Here is a 20,444-nt window from a genome sequence, read left to right as displayed (position 1 = left end):
GCTTCCCCGCTTATTATTTCACAGTTGTTCAAATTTCACTAATGATAAGAATGAATCTTATAAGTTAGCGAAGTACTCTAAAGTACGAACTAATTGTGCAGTATAAGACATTTCGTTGTCATACCAAGCAACAGTTTTCACTAATTGTTGATCGCCAACAGTCATTACTTTTGTTTGAGTAGCATCGAATAATGAACCGAAAGTCATCCCTACGATATCAGAAGAAACGATTTCGTCTGTGTTATATCCGTAAGATTCGTTAGCAGCTTTAGCCATCACTTCATTTACTTCTTCAACTGTTACTTTTTTGTCAAGAACTGTTACTAATTCAGTTAATGAACCAGTTGCTACAGGAACACGTTGAGCAGCTCCATCTAATTTACCGTTTAATTCAGGGATAACTAGACCGATTGCTTTAGCAGCACCAGTAGTGTTAGGTACGATGTTTTCTGCTGCAGCGCGTGCACGACGGAAGTCTCCACCTGGGTGAGGTCCATCAAGAGTCATTTGGTCACCTGTGTAAGCGTGGATTGTCGTCATAAGACCTTCAACCACACCAAAGTTATCTTGTAAAGCTTTAGCCATAGGAGCTAAACAGTTAGTCGTACATGAAGCACCTGAGATAACTGTTTCTTTACCTGTTAAGATATCGTGGTTCGTGTTATAAACGATTGTTGGTACGTCATTTCCGCCTGGAGCAGAGATAACAACACGTTTAGCACCAGCTTTTAAGTGTAACTCAGCTTTTTCTTTTGAAGTGAAGAATCCAGTACATTCAAGAACGATATCTACGCCTAAGTCGCCCCATGGTAATTCTTCTGGGTTGCGGTTAGCAAGAACTTTAACTTCTTTACCGTTTACGTTGAAAGATCCATCATGAACTTCAACAGTTCCGTTGAAACGTCCTTGAGTTGTGTCATATTTTAACAAGTGAGCCAACATTTTAGCGTCTGTTAAATCATTGATTGCTACTACTTCGATTCCTGCTACATCTTGGATACGACGGAATGCTAAGCGTCCGATACGTCCAAATCCATTAATACCTACTTTAACTGTCATTAAAGATTTCCTCCTTATGAAAATCAAAAATTTTTTTATTTTAAAGGGTTACCCCTTTTAAAATCTCATTTGCGGCAGCTTCATCTGTGATGAGCCACGTTTGTTTTGGTGCATTTTTCATATAAGCGCGGATTGCTTTAGCTTTCGACTTACCGCCTGCAATTGCAACGACATTCGAAATTTTCTGGACATCTTTTAACTGAAGTCCGATTCGAGGAATCTTATAAACAACTTCGCCCTCTTCATCAAAGAAATAGCCAAAAGATTCTGCTACAGCATTATTTTGCTTTAACATAACCATTTCGTCATCTGACATTTTACGACGTGCTGCCATATGCAACGCGCGTCCAATACTATGAACAACACAATTGCTCTGTTCAATCAGCGTCAACACCTCTTGGATCGAAGGTTCTTGCAGTAGTGAATTATACGTTTCAAGACTCAACTGTTCTGGAACATATAATGCTCTATGATGACCACCGGTTTTACTTGCCATTACAGCACTTACCGAATTAGCTTGAACCGTCATTGCTTCACCGATTCCACCTCTAGCTGGAACAAACAGATTATGTCTCTTTTCTGTTTCAAGTGTTCCCATGTGCTCTGCAGTCATTGCCATTGTTGTTCCGCCCATCACTGCAATAATATTACGTCCTTCAGGTAAAAGCAAATCCAACGAATCGGTCAAAATATCTCCGAACTCATAAAGAACTTTATCCTGATTGTCACTATTACCAGCTACAACGATACAACGTTTGATTCCAAAGTATTGACTGATTTCTTTTTCGACTTGATGCATGCCAAGTAGTTGATTCATCATCGACTCTAAACCTTGATAAACACCTAAGCCTTTTTCAGTTAATGTCATTCCGCTTTTAGAAGTTTCTATTAGTTGAAGATTTTTCAGGAAGTCTGTCTCAGTTCTTAAGACTCTTTCTGTTATTCCCATACTATCAGATAGGCTTCTACGTCCAATAGGCTGCATCCAGTATATATTACGAAGAATATGAAACCTTTCCTGCATTACATCGAGCAAATCTGGAGCAACTGCTTCAATCATTTTCAATTCATCTAGCATGATGCGCTCCTTCGTTGGTCCAAAAACGTCCAAGTAAGACTTAAAACGACCTATGAACTTTAAAAAAATAGGATTGACGTTCTTCTTTTTCATTGTTAAATTCTTTAACAGTCATAAAAGCGTCCCTCAATCTTATATACATAGTTTAACAGTTTTCATTCTTCTTTTCAAGAAAAAGAGATTATTTTTTTAATTAACCACTCTATTCATAATAGTTGATCCTATACTTTAGCCTGCAATCACAAACACGATCCACGCTCTCATTTCTAGTTTTAGTACAAATAAAAAAATCCAGACCCTACTCTGGATTTTTTAAGATGATATCATACCTTACAGGTCTTCTTCATAAAAGCGACCGAGAATTTTTACATTATCAGAAATGCTGACAAACGCAGATGGATCAGATTCTTTCATGGCAGCTTCTAACGCAGGTAATTCAAAACGAGTCACGACTGTCAGTAGTAGCGTTTGTTTGTCATGGCGATATGCCCCTTCTGCTTCATGGATAATCGTAATGCCTCGTCTCATTTTCTGTTGAATACCATCGATTACATCATCTGGATTTTTTGTGATGATCATAACCTGCATTTTCTTTTGCTTCGTATACACGGCGTCTGTTACTTTACCACTGACAAAAATTGACAACGCACTATAAAACATATACTGCCAACCAAACAAATATCCTGCTACGAAAATAATTAATCCATTGAAATACATGGATATCGATCCTACTGAACGTCCTGTTTTCTTACGGATCGTGATGCTAAAAATATCCAATCCACCTGATGAAAGACCATTTTTCAAAGCAAACCCAATCCCAGATCCCATCACTGCTCCACCAAATATCGCACAAATAATGGGATCATTAGATAAACTTGTTTGCGGTACAATCTGCATAAAAATTGAGGTTAATGTGACCGTTAAAAAGGTAAAAACGGTGAATTTTTTACCAATTTTTAGCCAAGCCACAAAGAACAGCGGGATATTTAAAGCATATAACGTAATCGATACAGGTACTTTAAACCCTACGATATTCGTTGATAAGGTTGTAAGAATTTGAGCTAGTCCTGTAATCCCACTGGAATAGATATTTCCTGGTTGATAAAAGAAGTTCATCGCAACAGATGCCAAAATCGCATAAACGATCGACACTGAAAGTTTTGTCGTATAATCATGGACAGGTAAACTTTCAAAAAATTTTTTCATGTAGAGGTAGCCTCACTTTACTTGATTCATTTGGTTCTTATTATACGTGCTTTACGATAAGAAAAAAAGGACAATCTTCAGAATAGAAGAAAATACTTATTCGTTACACGAATCAAGCTTTTGAAAAATTCAATCTTAATTGGCATTTAGGCTTTTCAATATTTCAGTATAACCTAAATTTTTAGCGTAATCTTCAGCTGTCCGTCCAGTATTATCTCTTAAATTTTTATCTGCTCCCGCTTCCAATAAAACAGTAACGATTTGCTGATATACAAGAGATCCATCTGTCAAAGCTACCGCTTCGATAAGGGCAGTATAGCCATAATTATTTTGATGGTCAATCTCTACACGTCCATCTTTTAATAGTAATTTCACATTCTCAAGATGTCCTTTTTCTGCTGCTGGAATCAATGCATTTCCACCGAAGCGGTTTACTTTTTGTTGATCAGGTGTTTGCTTTTCCAGCATGTAGCTTAAAATTTCAGTTTTCCCTTGCGCTCCAGCATAAAGATAAGGACTATCAGAAATTAAATCTTGTACATTAATATCCGCTCCCGCGTCAATCAGGATTTTGGCGATCTCAATGAAATTTTGATGCGTTGCAATCAGAAGCGATGTTTCTCCTCGTTCATTTTTTTCATTGATCGGATAGTCTTTATCTTTCAGTATTTCTTGAACTTTTTCAGCATTTTTTTCATTTACGGCTTGGATCAAGCTTCCGTTAGCAAACTCTTTGCGTGTAAATTCTGTTGTTTCCGTTGTATGCTCTAACTCTTCTTTAGTAGATTGACTACGTTCATCTTTTTTAATTCCCATATCCGTACTCTCCTCCGTTGGTTGTGTCTTCTCACTTTTATTCGTTTGACAGGCTGAAAAAAGTAGCAATGACGAAAACAATAGTAGCGTCTTCAATAAAAATTGCTTTTTCATTCTCGTAATCCCTCCTTTAATAATAGATTAAAACCAGTATAAAGGATAAATGTAAACGAATTATAAACAACGTAATTCATCTGTCTAAAGTTTAATTGGCCCATTCAATTGACGCGACGATCTTGTTTTGACCGTAAAAAAACGATTGGGAATTTCTCCCAACCGTTTTTCAGCAAATTCTATTCATCGACAGCCGTGACATCGATATTTAATTCAAATAATTGTAATGGTGAAACGACACTTGGTGCACTTGTCATTGGGTCAGCTGCTTTCCCATTTTTAGGGAAGGCAATTACTTCACGAATATTATTTTCGCCAGCTAATAACATCACTAAACGGTCTAATCCTAAAGCAATCCCGCCATGTGGAGGGAAACCATAATCTAAGGCATCTAGCAAGAAACCAAATTGTTCTTGTGCTGATTCTTTTGTAAAGCCTAGCGTTTCAAACATTTTTTCTTGCAACTCACGTTTATGGATACGTGATGAACCGCCACCTAGTTCGTAACCATTCAAGACAATATCGTAAGCTTCGGCATAAACGTTTGCTGGATCTGTCGAAAGTAGTTCAATATCTGATTCTTTCGGTTGGGTGAATGGATGGTGTGCAGATACGTAGCGACCAGCTTCTTCATCGTATTCAAACAATGGCCAATCAACGACCCACAAGAAATTGAATTTAGTATCATCGATCAATCCTAATTCTTTCCCTAAACGCGAACGTACGGCACCTAATGATGCTGCAACTATTTCCGGTTTATCAGCACCAAACATCAAAATATCGCCAACTTCTGCATTTGTCGCTTTGATCAAGTCATCAGAAACCTCTGTTAAGAATTTCGCGATTGGCCCTTTTAGACCGTCTTCTTCTACTTTTAACCATGCAAGTCCTTTGGCACCAAATTGACTTACATAGGTACCTAAGTTATCCATATCTTTTCTTGAATAGTTATCAGCAGCACCTTTAGCATTCAACGCCTTTACTTGCCCACCATTTTCTAGCGCCATTTGGAAGACTTTAAAATCAACATCTTTTACTACATCTGCGATATCAATCAATTCCATATCAAAACGAGTATCAGGTTTGTCACTACCATAACGTGCCATCGCTTCGTCGTAGCTAATACGTGGGAATGGTAATGTCACTTCGATCCCTTTTGTTTCACGCATCACTTTCGCTAGCATCTCTTCAGTCATTGTTTGGATTTCTTCTGGCGATAAGAAAGTTGTCTCTAAATCGACTTGTGTAAATTCTGGTTGACGGTCACCACGTAAATCTTCATCACGGAAACAACGAACGATTTGGTAATAACGATCGAAACCAGCATTCATCAATAATTGTTTAAAGATTTGTGGTGATTGTGGTAATGCATAAAAATGCCCTGCATGTACACGTGATGGCACTAAATAGTCGCGCGCGCCTTCTGGTGTTGATTTACCAAAATAAGGTGTTTCGATATCGATAAAATCAGTATCGTCTAAATAATGACGGATTGATTTGGTTACTTCATGACGTAATTTTAAGTTTGCAGTCATTTTTGGACGGCGTAAGTCTAAATAACGGTATTTCATACGGATTTCATCGCCGACATTGTTTTCATCTTCAATCAAAAATGGTGGTGTTTTTGCTGTATTTAAAATCGTGATATCTGTTGCCATCACTTCAAATTCACCGGTTTTCATTTTAGGATTGATTGCTTCTTTATCACGATACGTCAGCTCTCCAGTAATTTCAATTACATATTCGCTACGACATTTATCTGCAATTTCCCAAGCTTCTTTTGAATGGGCTGGATTGAACACCACTTGTGCAATTCCTTCACGGTCACGTAGGTCAATAAAAATAACTCCGCCTAAGTCACGACGTTTTTGTACCCACCCTTTTAATGTAATCACTTGTCCTACTAAATCTGCTGAGACTTCTCCACAGTATACTGTTCTTTTTGTCATTGGTCTTTGCTCCTTTTCATTTTTACTCTTTATTCATCAAACATCACGGTCATCATTTCATCATAGACTTCATCAAATCTTTCATAAATATCTGATAGTGGGAATGATTTTTCATTACGGTTAGCCATTGATTTTACGTTAACGATTCCCTCGGCTAATTCTGTTTCCCCTAAAGTCAAGGCAAGTTTGGCGTTTACTTTAGCGGCAGTTTTAAATTGGGCTTTTGCTTTGCGGTTCATAAAATCACGATCTGCTGAGAAACCAAAATCACGGATTGCTTGAACAAGTTTTAATGCCTCAATATTTGTCTGCTCACCAATTCCGACCACGTAAGCGTCAATGTCGTTGATTACTGGCACCACAACACCTTCGGCTTCCATAGTAATCAAGACACGCTCGATCCCCATCGCAAAACCAAAACCAGGTGTTGCTGGTCCGCCTAATTCTTCAACTAACCCATCATAACGTCCGCCAGCACAAATCGTTGCTTGTGCGCCCATACCTGGTGCTTCACTCATCACTTCAAAAATGGTATTTGTATAATAATCCAATCCACGAACCATATTACTGTCCACTACAAACGGAATGTTCAATTCATTTAACATTGTTTGAACTGTTTCAAAATGTTCTTTTGATGACTCGCTTAGATAATCTAAAATTGATGGCGCATTTGCTACGATCACTCGATCTTTTTTATCTTTACTATCTAATACACGCAATGGATTCTCGTGCAAACGACGTTTTGAATCCTCACTCAATTCAGCGGATTTTGGTTCTAAATAATCGATCAAAGCTTGACGATATGCCGCTCTTGTAGCTTTATCGCCTAAAGAGTTGATCACTAATCGAATTTGATTAATGCCTAATTGTTTGAAAAAGTCTAAAGCCATTGCCATACTTTCGACATCCACTGCGGGATTTTCGCTACCGAAAGCTTCTGCTCCGATTTGGTGAAATTGTCTTAAACGACCTGCTTGCGGACGCTCATAACGAAACATTGGTCCCATATAATACGTTTTATACGGTTTCGTAAATTCAGGTCCAAACAGTTTGTTTTCAACAAATGAACGAACGATTGGTGCAGTTCCTTCTGGACGTAATGTTACATGACGATCTCCTTTATCGTAAAAATCGTACATCTCTTTTGACACGATATCTGTTGTATCTCCTACACTACGAGAAATTACTTCATAATGTTCAAAAATCGGCGTACGGATTTCTTCATATTGGTAATCACGAAAAATCAAACGAGCAGTTTCTTCAACAAACTGCCACTTTTCTGAAGTTCCTGGTAATAAGTCATTGGTTCCTTTTGGTTTTTGATAACTCATTTGTTTCATCTCCTAGTTATTGTTTATTGGGACAACGATTTTTCGTCCTAGGTATAAGTGAGGTTTTATTTTTTATACTCTTTTCACTTATTTTATCGTCGATTCTTTTTTCCTTTATTAGCGCGATTTGGTGATTCAGTGATTCACTAGTATGGTAACTTCTCTCACTTCGTTCGCCAAGTATTGTTCATCATCTATTCTGGCGCAGCCAATCGCTATGCTTACAGACCTAAAAAGCAACTCACAATTTTTTTCTTTGCTTTTTTGGGATTGGGCTTTTGGTGATTCACTAGTATGGTAACTTCTCTCACTTCGTTCGCCAAGTATTGTTCATCATCTATTCTGGCGCAGCCAATCATAGTGATTCACAACAAAAATCGCCCTTGTATTAAATACAAGGGCGAATGAATAGACATACGCGGTACCACCTAAGTTTGAAAGATTGCTCTTTCCTTTAACGATTAACGCTCGTAACGGAACGGCTTTTATCCGTTCATCTCCAGAATGTCTTTCGATTTCTCTAATGAAGTTGCTTTCAGCCACGACAACTTTCTCTTATACGATTAGATTGAAATGTACTCGTTCTTTCATTGATTTTTGATATTATATATAAACTACTAAAATTTCCTCATAAAGTCAATAGGGATTCGACTAATTTCACATGCAATATCAAATAAAGAATGTTTATTTTGCTTTTCCACTATCTTTTAAAACAAAACACTTCACTGATTCACTTCTATAAACTACACTAAAAGAAATAAGTTAGGAGGGATCAGAATGACACAAAACGTACAAATTGGAAGAACAGAGGTCCACTCAACTCCTCTAGGTTTAGGTACAAATGCTGTTGGTGGTCATAATTTGTTTCCAAATTTGAATGATAATACTGGGAAAGAAATTGTCCATACCGCTTTAACAAATGGTATTACTTTACTAGATACCGCTTTCGCCTATGGAATGGGTCGTTCAGAAGAATTGATTGGCGAGGTATTAAAAGAATTTGACCGCAGTAAAGTAATTATCGCCACAAAAGCCGCTCATGATCCGGCTAAAGATGGTGCCTTTAATAATACACCAGAATTTTTAGCACGTTCTGTTGACGAAGCATTACAACGGCTACAGACAGAGTATATCGATATTTTTTACATTCATTTCCCAGACGAAACAACCCCTAAAAATGAAGCAGTAGCTGCTTTGCAAAAGATAAAAGAAACAGGAAAAATTCGAGCGATTGGTGTTTCTAATTTCAGTCTAGATCAGATTAAAGATGCAAATCAAGATGGTTATGTGGATATTGTGGAAGATGAATATAGTTTGATTCATCGTGAAGCAGAACAAGAATTACTGCCTTATTTAAAAGAAAATCAGATTTCTTTTATTCCCTATTTCCCATTAGGATCTGGTTTATTAACAGGAAAATATGAACGTAACATCACCTTTCCACCTGAAGATTTACGCAGTAAAAAACCAGATTTCCAGGGTGAACGCTTCAATGTAATTCTCGATAAAGTCAACCAACTTAAACAGATTGCAGCAGAGTACAACGCCAGTGTCGCAGAAATCGTGCTCGCATGGTACATCAAAAATCCTTTCATTGATGTTGTTATCCCAGGAGCAAAAAAGGTAGAACAAGTCATCAACAACGTCAAAGCGTTGGATGTTCATTTGACTGATGAAGATTATCACCGAATCGACAAATTATTTAAATAATTGCTAACTAATGGACTATTTTTACCAGAATTCTAGAGTTTAACCTTCAAAAAAAATAAACATACTGGAAATGATGAGTAAAATGGCTCTACTCATTATTTTCAGTATGTTTTTACTAAATTCCTAAAAGTTCTGTCAAAGCAGTCAGTGCTGTGGAAATCCCTTCAATCAGTTGCCTTGCTTCGTTTTGATACCCTTTTTTTGCAGACAAAGTCAGAATGATTTCCTTATCTAAAATGCCATAATAAAGACCAAATCCCTTTTTATTAACTGGTCCAAAGCTAAAGGACTCTACTATATCATACGGAATACCAGTAGTTGATATAAAGTCATCCCCTAGTATTTTAAGCGCTTCTGCTGAGAAAAAACTTCGACCTTCCTCTGGGTTAAGTGCCATCTTTTGAAGACCAAATAAATGGCGTTCAACTCCTTTTCCTTTTTGACATTGCGCAATTCGATCAGAATGGGCTGTTGCTGCTGCAAAGAATAATTCGACTAATTTTTCCTTAGATCCTGATTCTGTTGAATTGTAAAATGCTTCGGCAACTAATTTTTTCTCTTGACTGATCGAACGAGCAGATTCTGTCCGACCTTCAAAATACATACGCATAGCAACTGGTTCATAAACAGATTTTAGCTTGCCAAACACTTTTTGCTGTGCCATCGCTAAAGCAATATGAAAGAACGCATCTGGACTTACCTTTGCTTTTTTCATCCGTTCTTTACCAATTTCTGAGAGAACATGATGCATAAGAACATAAGAGTTATTTTCCATTTCGACATGTGTTCGGGCTTCTTCTAAAGTACTGATCATTTGGTTTGTTAAGGCCCATTCAAATGTTTGAACCAACTCAGAAGAAGATTTTTTTGTTGGCGCGTGTTCTACATTATCGAATGATTCAAAAATCTTGGTCAGTAAATTTAATGTTGGTACGCCGTCGATTGCTGTATGTTCCATGTTAAAACCGATATAACCGTTTTTCGTAATAATTGCTTGCATTGTTTTGCTTAAAAATTGGTGATTTGTATTCAATAATACTTCGTTGATTCGCTCTTCTTTTGATTCGTCTTTGCCATCGGAAAAACTCAGTACAAATAATGCATCTTCGATTTGCTGTAAGTTTAGACGATTCAATTCTTCTTTTTTGAGCTGTTGATAAATCAAATTTGACTGCGCTCTTTCAACTCCTGTTAAATAAGGAATTAAATGCTCCCCTTGTTTTGGTAAAATTCCACAAGATAAAATAAAGTTCAAATTTTCAGCTATTTGTTCTAAAGAGTTAATTTCTCCTAGATGGTTAGTTACTTCTAAACGGAAATAGGTACCGTTTACAAAAATGACGACATAATTCTCAGCAGGTTTCATTTCGCCTCTATGAAAAGAATCTCGCTCTTTTCCTGGTATTCTGCAACTTTTAAAAAAATTTAAGTAAAATGACATATCGACATGTTGATTCTGTTTGGTATATTCGATTGGATAGGTTCCATCGACGAAACGAAGATAACAATTGGTCATTTGATAAATAAGTTGTGCCGCTCGTGCCTCTTTCGATTTGATTCGATCGTAATAGCTGTCATCAATAACCATGGCAAAATTTGACTCACTTTGTAAATAGCCTCGGCTCTCTAAATAACTTTCTTCCCAAAGAGGTGCTAGCCAGCTGCCGTTCGTGTTTTCTGCCTGTTTCTCTAGGTCTTTTTGCAATAGTACACCATCAGAAACACTGAATGCTACGGCTCTTTTTTGAAAATCTTTTAATTCTTCTAATGTAACCAAGGGTCTCAACCACTCACTTAAAGCCGCCAGAGTTTCTTGTAATTCTGGAACAGGTAATTTTTCTAGTTTTGGTAATAACGCTTCTTTATATTTTTTCATCTTACACCTCAACAATCTTTTTCTATTTTATTATACCAAGCATTTACTCCGTACATGACTTTTTTCCGTAACTTATTAAAAAACATCATCCCTACTAGTCTCATTGCAGGAATGATGCTTTCTTATTTATCTTTTGTGTCTATAATAATTGTTACTGGGCCATCATTGATCAATGACACCGCCATATCAGCGCCAAATTCTCCTGTTTCTACTGGAATATTTAGTGCCTTCAGTTGTTTATTGAATAGCTCATACAAAGGAATTGCAGCCTCTGGTCTGGCAGCTTCTATAAAACTAGGACGGTTGCCCTTTTTAGTATCTGCGTACAACGTAAATTGAGAAACACTTAAAATACTACCTTGGATCTCTTGAATGCTTAGATTCATCTTACCAGCTGTATCCTCAAATACACGAAGCTTACTGATTTTACGAACTAAATACGCCACATCCTCGACATTATCAGTTTCATGGATGCCGAGTAAAACCATGAATCCTTGCTCTATTTTTCCAACACTTTTTTGATCAATGGTAACTTCAGCTTGCGTAACTCGCTGGATGACTGCCCTCATAGATTGTCCCTCCTAGCCATTGGTCCGTCGTACATTGTAAACGTCCGGTATGTTTTTGATTTTATCGACAATCGTTTTTAGATGTGCTAGATTTTGGATTTTCACTGTCACATGGATCATTGCCATTTTATTTTTCGTTGGCTTGGCTTCCACACTGACTAAGTTTTTTGTCATTGAGCTAATGACTTGAAGAACATCATTTAATAACCCACTGCGATTGTAGCCATAAATCTCTAAATCTGCATCATATTCTTTATTTGAATTATTCGTATCTTCCCATTCAACTTCAATCAAACGTTGCGCAAGTTCTTCTTGATGCTGTACGTTAGGACAATCTGCCCTATGAATTGAAACGCCGCGCCCTTTTGTGATGTAACCGACGATTTCATCACCTGGTACAGGGTTACAGCAACGACTGATTCGAACAAGTAGGTTTTCAACTCCTTGAATCACAATTCCGCCTTCGTGACGAACTTTCATTTTATCAGATTCTTTTTTGACTGGTTGTGTCATCAATTCCTCTGCTTCTTGTTTTTGGCGTTCTACTTCTTGCTCTTTCCGTTCCTTCTCAGTCAAACGATTAAAGACTACTTGAGCACTGACTTCACCATACCCTACGGCTGCATACAAATCATCTTCTGTTTGGAAATTGAAACGATCCAACGCTTCTGCCATTTTCGCTTTACTTAAAAATTCTTTGGGTGTAAATCCATGTTCCATTAAATATTTGCTGATGGCATCATGCCCTTTGATAATATTCACTTCACGATCTTGGATTTTAAAGAATCGTTTGATCTTATTTCGTGCTTTACTAGTCGCAACCATTTTCAACCAATCTCGACTTGGACCGAAGGAATTCGGAGACGTCAACACTTCAATGATATCCCCATTTTTTAATGTATAATCCAACTGAACCATTTTACCATTGACTTTCGCACCGGTTGTTTTATTGCCGATTTCAGTATGCACACTATATGCAAAGTCTAGCGGTCCAGAACCTTTAGGCAATTCCGTTACTTCACCAGTTGGTGTGAATACGTAAACTTTGTCGCTGAAAATATCGCCTTTTACACTTTCCATAAATTCAGAAGCGTCATAGCTTTCATCTTGCAATTCAAGAATTTCACGGAACCAACTTAATTGTTTTGTGTCAGTATCTTCATCAACCTTTTCAGTCTTACCTTCTTTGTAGGCCCAATGAGCAGCAACCCCGAATTCAGCAATCTGATGCATTTCATGGGTTCTGATTTGAACTTCTACTGGATTGCCTTTTGGTCCGATAACAGTCGTATGGATGGATTGATACATATTCGCCTTAGGCATCGCGATATAATCTTTAAAACGCCCAGGCATCGGTGTCCATTTCGTATGAATCGCACCTAGTACAGCATAACAATCTTTGATTGAATCAACGATAACGCGAATCGCTAGTAAATCATAAATTTCGTTGAATTGTTTTTTCTGATCTTTCATTTTGCGATAAATCGAGTAAATGTGTTTTGGACGGCCATAGATTTCAGCATAGATATCTAAATCTTCTGTCGCTAAGCGAATATCCTCTACTGCTTCCTCCACATACGCTTCGCGCTCATCTCTTTTACTTTGCATCAAATTAACAATTCGATAATATTGGTTTGGATTGATGTAGCGCAGTGCGGTATCTTCCAACTCCCATTTAATACGACTGATCCCTAAGCGATGAGCAAGAGGCGCATATATTTCGATGGTTTCTTGAGCAATTCGGCGCTGTTTATCTTCTCGTAAATGCTTTAATGTACGCATATTGTGTAAACGGTCAGCTAACTTCACCATAATCACGCGTAAATCTTGCGCCATTGCCAATAGCATTTTTCGATGATTTTCAGCTAATTGTTCCTCATGGGATTTATACTTAATTTTTCCAAGTTTGGTTACACCGTCTACCAGCATCGCAACGTCTGCACCAAATTCATTCGCTAAATCTTCTAATGTTACATCTGTGTCTTCTACTACATCATGTAGAAAACCTGTTGCAACTGTATGTGGATCCATCCTTAATTCTGCTAAAATACCAGCCACTTGGATTGGATGGATAAAATAAGGTTCACCTGACTGTCTGACTTGGCCTTCATGCGCTTTTTCAGCATAATCACATGCTTTTTGAACAAAAGCAACATGTTGAGGTTCCATATATTTTGACACGAGCTTAATAACACCTGGTCCTGTCATGATTTCCTCTTTTGGCATGGTTCTCACACTCCTTTATCTGCATCAGTTAAAAACTACGTGTTGTTCTAACACATTAGTTATGCTCCTTTAACTAACGGTTCAGCACTCTTTTTATTTATGTAAATGATCGATCGTTTTAAAAAAAGAAAAGTACCACTTGAAACAGTAGCACTTCCAACATCTTTTATTATACTAACATTTTTCTGGATTTTCAATTCTTCAAATTTTAATTCCATTTCGAGATCAACGGTAAAATCTCACGACCGTTACTGATTCCGATATAAGACGCCCCAGCTTGAAAAAGAAGTTCAATTTCAAGTAAGGTTGGCGCTTTGACGTTCACTTGAAAAGTCATTCGTTTTTTTCTCCTTGTTCTGAAAATACTCATATCATAAATTGCTTGTTCCATCGTTAAATTTACCCCTAAAGAAATAGCACTGACATTTAGCTCTGCAAGATTCCTCGTGACGATCTGCTTTTGTTCATCCGTTATATCCGTGCTATCTATAAAGAACCCTAGAGCATTTCGTCCAAATGATAGTTGCTCTAAAGCCTGAAAACTCTGATTCCCATATATATTCAAATCTTCTGGTGCCATAGTCACAAAAACATCCGATGCACCCTCTCTGTACAACTGTCCTGTTTCAAATGCCTTTTTTGCTAATGTTCCGCGACCTAGCGGAAAATCAACGAAACTGCCTACTTGAATCTTCGTTCCTGTTAATAATTGCTTTGCTCTTGCAACATTATAAGGTAAAACAAAAATTGAACGAACAGGAAATTCTTTTAAAAAAAGAATTTCTTCTGTGAACTGTTGATCTGTAAACGATGGATCCATTAACATAATTGAAAGTCGTTGCAACTCTAACTCCATAAATAGCCCCCTAAACCTTACACTAATTCAAATTGATAACTAATGGCGCTTAACGCATATAGCGGCGCCGTTTCTGCACGTAAAATCCGTGGTCCTAAACCACAAATAATCCCACCATGTTCTTGAAATTTCTCGATTTCAGTTGGCGAAAAACCACCTTCTGGTCCAAAAATAATCAAGAATGATTCTCCAATAACTAATTCAGAAAGTGCTGTTGCAAAGCGACTACGTTCCCCAACTTTTGCAGACTCTTCATATGCAATCAACACTTTGTCATAACTAGAAAAAACATCGATCAGCTCTTGTTCTTTCTCTAATAATACAATATCTGGTGCAAACTGGCGATGAGATTGTTCAGCTGCTTCTGTCGCAATCTTTTTTAAACGTTCAGTTTTTTTAGCTAGTTTTTTTTTGTCCCATTTCACAACAGATGCTTTAGCTGGAAATCCTATAAATTTGTGGCTACCAAGCTCTGTTCCTTTTTGTACCACCCATTCTAGTTTATCCCCTTTAGGATAGCCACAAGCAATCGTAACGTTGACTGGTAGTTCTTTTTTAGCTTGTTCTTTACCAATTTCTTTTAAATAAACGGCTTCTTCGGTCACTTCGGTGATTTCAGCAATGATTGCTAACCGATCACTAAATACCAAGAAAACGTGTTGTTTTGGTTCCATTCGCATTACTCGAACGATATGGTGATAATTTTCTCCCATAATCGTATAATGCTCTTTCGCTTCATAAGGTTCAGTTAGAAAGTAACGTTGCATCTTACTCTTCCTCTATTTTCTTTAAAATAATCGCATACCAATCTCCTTGTTGGAAAATCTGATCTACAAGAAAACCTGCTTCTATCATTTTCTCTACAATCATCTCTTTTTTCTCATGGATGATTCCAGAAACAATCAATGTTCCATCATCTTTCAATAAATGCCAAGCATCTTCGATCATCAAAGTAATAATATCCGCTAAAATATTGGCTACGATCACATCTGCTTCAATCGTTACATTTTTCAACAAGTCGTTGGCCGAAACATGGACATCACTTGCGATTGGGTTCATATCCATATTTTCTTTTGCTGCAGTAACCGCTACTTCATCTAGGTCGTACGCATAAACTTCTTTTGCGCCTAAATGTTTACTTGCAATACTTAAAACGCCTGAACCAGTTCCTACATCAAGAAGCGTTTCGCCTCCTCGCAATACAGTTTCCAGTGCTTGCAATGTTAAGCGAGTTGTTGGATGCGTCCCTGTTCCAAAAGCCATTCCTGGATCTAACGTAATTATTTTTTCAACCGTATCTTGCGGTTCATATTTTTCCCAACTTGGTACAATTGTTAGAAAGCGAGTCACACGAACTGGGTGATAATATTTTTTCCAGGCTGTCGCCCAATCACTTTCAGCTACTTCACTTACAGTCACTTCATTTTTACCGATTGCAAGCCCAAATTCTGGTAAACGAGTAATACTTTCTTTAATAAAAGGGAGTATTTCTGGTAGAAAAGTCGTCTCAGGAAAATAAGCCATGACCAAAGCACCGTCTTTGATATGAGTAAATTGTTCTTTATCAAGCAATTCTCCATATAGATCACTTTTGAAATTTTCTACATCTAAAGAATCTTCAATGGCAACACCACTGGCTCCTGCTTCCATCATAATATTAGAGATTGCTTCAACTGCTTCACTAGCTGTTTCAACTTTTACTTCTGTCCACTTCATACGATCACCTCTTTTTAATAGCTTGGATAAGCGATATATGTATCACCATCTGCTTTTTGATACTTTTGAACAGCTTCTTTAAAAGCTTCTTCCGACCATTTCAACTCAAATACTACTTGTCCTTCATCCGTTAAAAAGTCTAGCAAATCATTTTGTCCTTCTGTTAAAACATCATTTAAATAATCGACAAAACCATCCAGCACAGACTGTTTGATTCCTTTTTTGCCCTCATAAGGAATGGCCGCTAGAAACTCTTCCTCAGCTAAAGAAGATTTGTCAGGATTATAAAACAAAATACTGTCTTCAAATTCAATGATTTCTTCTTCTGAAACTGTTCCCTGTGCATCATCAATTTGTTCATGAGTAGTATTTTCAGCAAACAAACGAAAAACAACCTCAATTATATGGTTTTTGCTGTTCCAATCAAGAGCTACATCATATTCTGTGATTTTCTTGGTAATTTGTTGATCTAAATAAGTTAACATCGTTACTTTTTTCATTTATTTTCTTCCTTCCAACCAAAGTCTTTTTGATCAATATCACTTCTTCTTTGTTTTGAGATATAAGGATTTCCTGAAACAACATACCGTAAAGGTCGCTCCGTCCAGATGCCTTTATTAGGGATTCCAATACGAGGAAGTGAAATGATTTTTTTTGGTATTTTTCTTTTTTCAGGAACAATACGCAACGAACTATCGAAAATCGATTGCCCATATAATTCTTTAGTGATTCCTAAAGCTGAAACCAGTTTTCCAGGCCCATTTGACAATTCCATTTCTTTTCGTCCATTACGATTTGCTTCCATTTGTTCGAGTCCTTCCACAGGTTCAATGGCACGAATCATGACTCCTTGAGGTTTGCCTTTTTCCTGAGTGACCATATTTAAGATTAAATGTGTATGCATTGTGTATAAATAAATCGTTCCCGGCTTATCATACATAGCTTTTAGCCGTGGGGTCTCTCTTAATCCAAAACTGTGAGCCGCTTCATCTTCAGGGCCTAAATAGGCTTCTGTATCAACGATATATCCGCTAAGTATTCCAGCATCTGTCTCATGCTCTAAGTACATCCCTAATAAGAATTGAGCGATCTCTTCTGTTGATTTTGTATTAAAAAAATGTATCGTTTTTTCCATTATTTTTCACCATCTCTTATCATACACGAATCTAGGGCTATTATCCATTGAAAAAACAAACGTTTCGTAAGATAAAGTCTGATTTTTTCTTGTTTTAATGGACAAAACGCCCCTTTGTACAAACGTACGTTCTTTATGGTATAATGTCTAGATAATGAAATTTTGTTAAGTGACTTGGGCTACGTTTCGAAAAAAAGAGAACATCTGGTTTTAGATTAGAGAGCCATTCTCAGCTTTCCCTATTTCTTTGTCAGAGCTTAACGAGCCCGCTACGCTTTTAAAATAAGGAGGTTCAACCATGCAAAAACCTTTAGCTTATCGCATGAGACCATGCAATTTAGATGAGGTCGTTGGGCAACAACATCTTGTTGGGTCAGGGAAAATCATTCGTCGGATGGTTGAAGCGCGCATGCTTTCATCTATGATTTTATACGGTCCACCTGGTACTGGTAAGACCAGCATCGCCAGTGCCATTGCGGGTTCTACAAACTACGCCTTTCGCTTGCTGAATGCTGCAACAGATACCAAAAAAGATCTGCAAATTGTCGCCGAAGAAGCAAAAATGAGTGGAACTGTGATTTTATTATTAGATGAAGTTCATCGTTTAGATAAAACAAAACAAGATTTTTTATTGCCTCATCTTGAAAGTGGTCGCATCATTATGATCGGGGCAACGACTGAGAATCCATATATTACAATCAATCCAGCCATTCGAAGTCGAACACAAATTTTTGAAGTCAAGCCCTTGACCGAACTTGATATTCAAAAAGCAATCAAAGAAGCATTAACGGATACAGAGCGAGGTTTGGGCGAATTTTCAGTTGTATTAGAAGAAAAAGCTTTGCTCCATTTATCACGTGCTACAAATGGTGACTTACGTAGCGCTTTAAACGGACTTGAATTAGCTGTAAAATCCACACCTGAAAATGGAAATAAAAAAGTCGAGATCACTCTTTCGATCATTGAAGAATGTGTCCAACGTAAAGCATTGACGCATGATAAAAACGGCGATGCCCATTATGATGTGATTTCCGCATTTCAAAAATCGATTCGTGGCAGTGATGTTGATGCTGCACTTCACTATTTAGCTAGATTAGTTGAAGCAGGTGATTTACCGATTATTTGTCGTCGTTTGATGGTGATTGCATACGAAGATATTGGGTTAGGTAATCCGCCCGCAGCTGCTCGCACGATAACAGCTGTCCAAGCCGCTGAAAAGCTTGGTTTCCCAGAAGCAAGGATTCCACTTGCCAGCGTAGTTATCGATTTATGCTTGTCTCCAAAATCAAATTCTGCTATCAGCGCAATTGACGCAGCTTTAGCCGACATAAGAGAAGGAAAAGCTGGAGATGTTCCTGATCATTTGCGAGACAGTCATTATTCAGGCGCAAAAGAATTGAATCGTGGAATTGGCTATCAATATCCTCATAATTTTGAAAATGCTTGGGTCGATCAACAATACCTTCCTGATAAAATAAAACAAGCTCATTACTATGAACCTGTCGATAATGGAAAATATGAACAAGCATTGCACCAGCAGTATCAACGCATTCAAGAGTGGAAAAAGAATAAGAAATAAAAAAACGATCCGCTCTCAAATCTAAGCACCCTCGTTGCTGTTTGGTTTATATTGTGCTATTATAAAGATGGTAAATCTGTGATGTACGCGTTGTCTTTTTTGTGTGTTGACCGAACATTTTATTGATATCTAGGGATCCTTCTGGTACCTAAGCTGGTAACATGCCTTATCATTTGGTAGTTCGAAGCTGTCAGTCGTGGAACCCACCTGCTTTGTTTGCGGGTTCAATACTATAGGACGAATAACGGCATCGACGGATTTTACCATTTTTATTTTAGTTTTTTAGACAATTTGCGAAGTGCAAATTGTTTTTTATTTGACGGAGGTTTGATGCATGGTTCGCATACTTATTTTTATGTCTGTGGCTTTATTAGTTATTATTGGGCTCTATTTATTAAAAAAGGCACACGTTTTTTTACCATTGATACACGACGGTGAACCTGATGAAACTATTCAGTTCTTACATCAGTTTGGTATTTTTTATTTGATTTTAGCTGCTATCGGTATTTTAGTTGGGATCTTTAATTTGACCTTTTTTTCTTTGTTCTATATTTTTAGTTTACTTGCTATTTCAGCTATATTTACCGTGATGTTAGCCAAGAAGATTCTGTAATTGTATCTTCTTTTTTTATTTGCTTTTTTGTCATTTTGTTCTACAATTAAAGTATAATGAATTATGTATTTTCAAAAATTGAAAGGAGTGATTAAAATGTTACAAAATTATCGTAAAATCATGGTTGCTGTCGACGGCTCATCTGAGGCGGAACTAGCTTTTCAAAAAGCAATGAATGTTGCTATGAGAAATGATGCAGAATTATTATTAGCTCATGTTATTGACACACGAGCGTTCCAATCCGTTTCTTCTTTTGATGGTGTGTTAGCTGAACAAGCTACTGAAATGGCGAAACAAACATTAGAAGGATACAAGGAACAAGCTAAAGAACACGGGTGTGAAAGAGTCTCTAGTGTGATTGAATACGGTTCACCAAAACCTTTAATCGCTAAACAATTGCCTCAAGATCATGATGTTGATTTGATTATGTTAGGTGCTACTGGTTTAAATGCTGTGGAACGATTGTTTATTGGTTCTGTTTCTGAATATGTTATTCGTAATGCAGCTTGCGATGTTCTAGTCGTAAGAACTGACTTAGACAATAAAATACCCGTTCAACAAGATGATGAATGAATTGATACAAAAAAAGGAGCAACTCGTTAAAAGGCGAG

General features: G+C 37.3%; 18 protein-coding genes, 1 other RNA gene, 1 pseudogene and 1 other annotated feature. Of the genes and pseudogenes, 5 read left to right on the top strand and 15 right to left on the bottom strand.

Annotation, left to right across the window (positions count from 1 at the left end):
• Positions 1-57: 57 nt before the first annotated feature.
• The 6 genes from gap to hisS all read right to left on the bottom strand — a co-directional run bounded on the left by gap (position 58) and on the right by hisS (position 7,553).
• Positions 58-1,059, bottom strand: a complete 1,002-nt coding sequence (gene gap / locus BCR22_RS12400; RefSeq protein ID WP_069646063.1) for a type I glyceraldehyde-3-phosphate dehydrogenase — start codon at positions 1,057-1,059, stop codon at positions 58-60.
• A gap of 40 nt (positions 1,060-1,099) precedes the next feature.
• On the bottom strand, positions 1,100-2,137 hold the full coding sequence (locus tag BCR22_RS12395; RefSeq protein ID WP_069655201.1) for a sugar-binding transcriptional regulator: 1,038 nt from the start codon (positions 2,135-2,137) through the stop codon (positions 1,100-1,102).
• 330 nt (positions 2,138-2,467) lie between these two features.
• On the bottom strand, positions 2,468-3,343 hold the full coding sequence (locus tag BCR22_RS12390) for a YitT family protein (RefSeq protein ID WP_069655200.1): 876 nt from the start codon (positions 3,341-3,343) through the stop codon (positions 2,468-2,470).
• Between the two features lie 135 nt (positions 3,344-3,478).
• Positions 3,479-4,273 carry an ankyrin repeat domain-containing protein gene (locus BCR22_RS12385; RefSeq protein WP_069655199.1) on the bottom strand — a complete coding sequence of 265 codons (795 nt, stop codon included), beginning with the start codon at positions 4,271-4,273 and terminating at the stop codon, positions 3,479-3,481.
• 179 nt (positions 4,274-4,452) lie between these two features.
• Positions 4,453-6,222, bottom strand: coding sequence for an aspartate--tRNA ligase (gene aspS / locus BCR22_RS12380; protein ID WP_069655198.1), 1,770 nt, complete (start codon positions 6,220-6,222; stop codon positions 4,453-4,455).
• Between the two features lie 29 nt (positions 6,223-6,251).
• Positions 6,252-7,553, bottom strand: a complete 1,302-nt coding sequence (gene hisS / locus BCR22_RS12375; RefSeq protein ID WP_069655197.1) for a histidine--tRNA ligase — start codon at positions 7,551-7,553, stop codon at positions 6,252-6,254.
• Positions 7,554-7,946: 393 nt separating this feature from the next.
• Positions 7,947-8,153 (bottom strand) — a binding site (T-box leader).
• A 177-nt stretch (positions 8,154-8,330) separates the two neighbouring features.
• Between hisS and BCR22_RS12365 the strand changes: the two genes are divergently transcribed.
• Entirely contained in the window at positions 8,331-9,263 is a 933-nt protein-coding gene (locus BCR22_RS12365) for an aldo/keto reductase (RefSeq protein ID WP_069655195.1), read from the top strand.
• 115 nt (positions 9,264-9,378) lie between these two features.
• On the opposite strand, the gene BCR22_RS12360 is transcribed toward BCR22_RS12365, so the two are convergent.
• From BCR22_RS12360 to BCR22_RS12325, 9 genes and pseudogenes are all read right to left on the bottom strand, one after another.
• Positions 9,379-11,139: a choline/carnitine O-acyltransferase gene (locus tag BCR22_RS12360; protein ID WP_069655194.1), complete on the bottom strand. Its 1,761-nt coding sequence runs from the start codon at positions 11,137-11,139 to the stop codon at positions 9,379-9,381.
• A 122-nt stretch (positions 11,140-11,261) separates the two neighbouring features.
• The gene (gene dtd / locus BCR22_RS12355; RefSeq protein WP_069655193.1) at positions 11,262-11,708 is read right to left on the bottom strand and encodes a D-aminoacyl-tRNA deacylase; all 447 of its coding nucleotides are present in this window, start codon (positions 11,706-11,708) and stop codon (positions 11,262-11,264) included.
• A 12-nt stretch (positions 11,709-11,720) separates the two neighbouring features.
• A complete protein-coding gene (locus BCR22_RS12350) occupies positions 11,721-13,934 on the bottom strand; it encodes a RelA/SpoT family protein (protein WP_069655192.1) in 2,214 nt (737 codons plus the stop codon).
• A 59-nt stretch (positions 13,935-13,993) separates the two neighbouring features.
• Positions 13,994-14,152: a hypothetical protein gene (locus BCR22_RS15470; protein WP_167351529.1), complete on the bottom strand. Its 159-nt coding sequence runs from the start codon at positions 14,150-14,152 to the stop codon at positions 13,994-13,996.
• Positions 14,143-14,790 carry a beta/alpha barrel domain-containing protein gene (locus tag BCR22_RS12345; protein ID WP_069655191.1) on the bottom strand — a complete coding sequence of 216 codons (648 nt, stop codon included), beginning with the start codon at positions 14,788-14,790 and terminating at the stop codon, positions 14,143-14,145. The genes BCR22_RS15470 and BCR22_RS12345 overlap by 10 nt, the downstream gene beginning before the upstream one ends.
• Positions 14,791-14,807: 17 nt before the next feature.
• Entirely contained in the window at positions 14,808-15,557 is a 750-nt protein-coding gene (locus tag BCR22_RS12340) for a 16S rRNA (uracil(1498)-N(3))-methyltransferase (RefSeq protein WP_069655190.1), read from the bottom strand.
• Between the two features lies 1 nt (position 15,558).
• On the bottom strand, positions 15,559-16,506 hold the full coding sequence (gene prmA / locus BCR22_RS12335) for a 50S ribosomal protein L11 methyltransferase (RefSeq protein ID WP_069655189.1): 948 nt from the start codon (positions 16,504-16,506) through the stop codon (positions 15,559-15,561).
• A 14-nt stretch (positions 16,507-16,520) separates the two neighbouring features.
• Positions 16,521-17,006 carry a DUF3013 family protein gene (locus BCR22_RS12330; protein ID WP_069655188.1) on the bottom strand — a complete coding sequence of 162 codons (486 nt, stop codon included), beginning with the start codon at positions 17,004-17,006 and terminating at the stop codon, positions 16,521-16,523.
• Positions 16,942-17,641, bottom strand: a pseudogene (locus BCR22_RS12325) (DNA-3-methyladenine glycosylase). Before BCR22_RS12325 ends, BCR22_RS12330 begins: the two are co-directional and overlap by 65 nt.
• A 298-nt stretch (positions 17,642-17,939) precedes the next feature.
• Here BCR22_RS12325 and BCR22_RS12320 point away from each other — a divergent pair.
• The 4 genes from BCR22_RS12320 to BCR22_RS12305 all read left to right on the top strand — a co-directional run bounded on the left by BCR22_RS12320 (position 17,940) and on the right by BCR22_RS12305 (position 20,406).
• Positions 17,940-19,220 carry a replication-associated recombination protein A gene (locus BCR22_RS12320; RefSeq protein WP_069655186.1) on the top strand — a complete coding sequence of 427 codons (1,281 nt, stop codon included), beginning with the start codon at positions 17,940-17,942 and terminating at the stop codon, positions 19,218-19,220.
• 70 nt (positions 19,221-19,290) lie between these two features.
• Positions 19,291-19,484, top strand: a non-coding RNA gene (ssrS, locus tag BCR22_RS12315) — 6S RNA.
• Positions 19,485-19,554: 70 nt separating this feature from the next.
• Positions 19,555-19,833, top strand: a complete 279-nt coding sequence (locus BCR22_RS12310) for a hypothetical protein (RefSeq protein WP_069655185.1) — start codon at positions 19,555-19,557, stop codon at positions 19,831-19,833.
• 96 nt (positions 19,834-19,929) lie between these two features.
• Positions 19,930-20,406, top strand: a complete 477-nt coding sequence (locus BCR22_RS12305) for a universal stress protein (protein ID WP_069655184.1) — start codon at positions 19,930-19,932, stop codon at positions 20,404-20,406.
• Positions 20,407-20,444 lie beyond the last annotated feature (38 nt).

This window comes from Enterococcus plantarum (assembly GCF_001730295.1).
In the GTDB taxonomy this organism is placed as follows: domain Bacteria; phylum Bacillota; class Bacilli; order Lactobacillales; family Enterococcaceae; genus Enterococcus_L; species Enterococcus_L plantarum.
The sequence above is the reverse complement of the archived record's forward strand: the minus strand, read 5'-3'. Positions and strand labels throughout refer to the sequence as shown.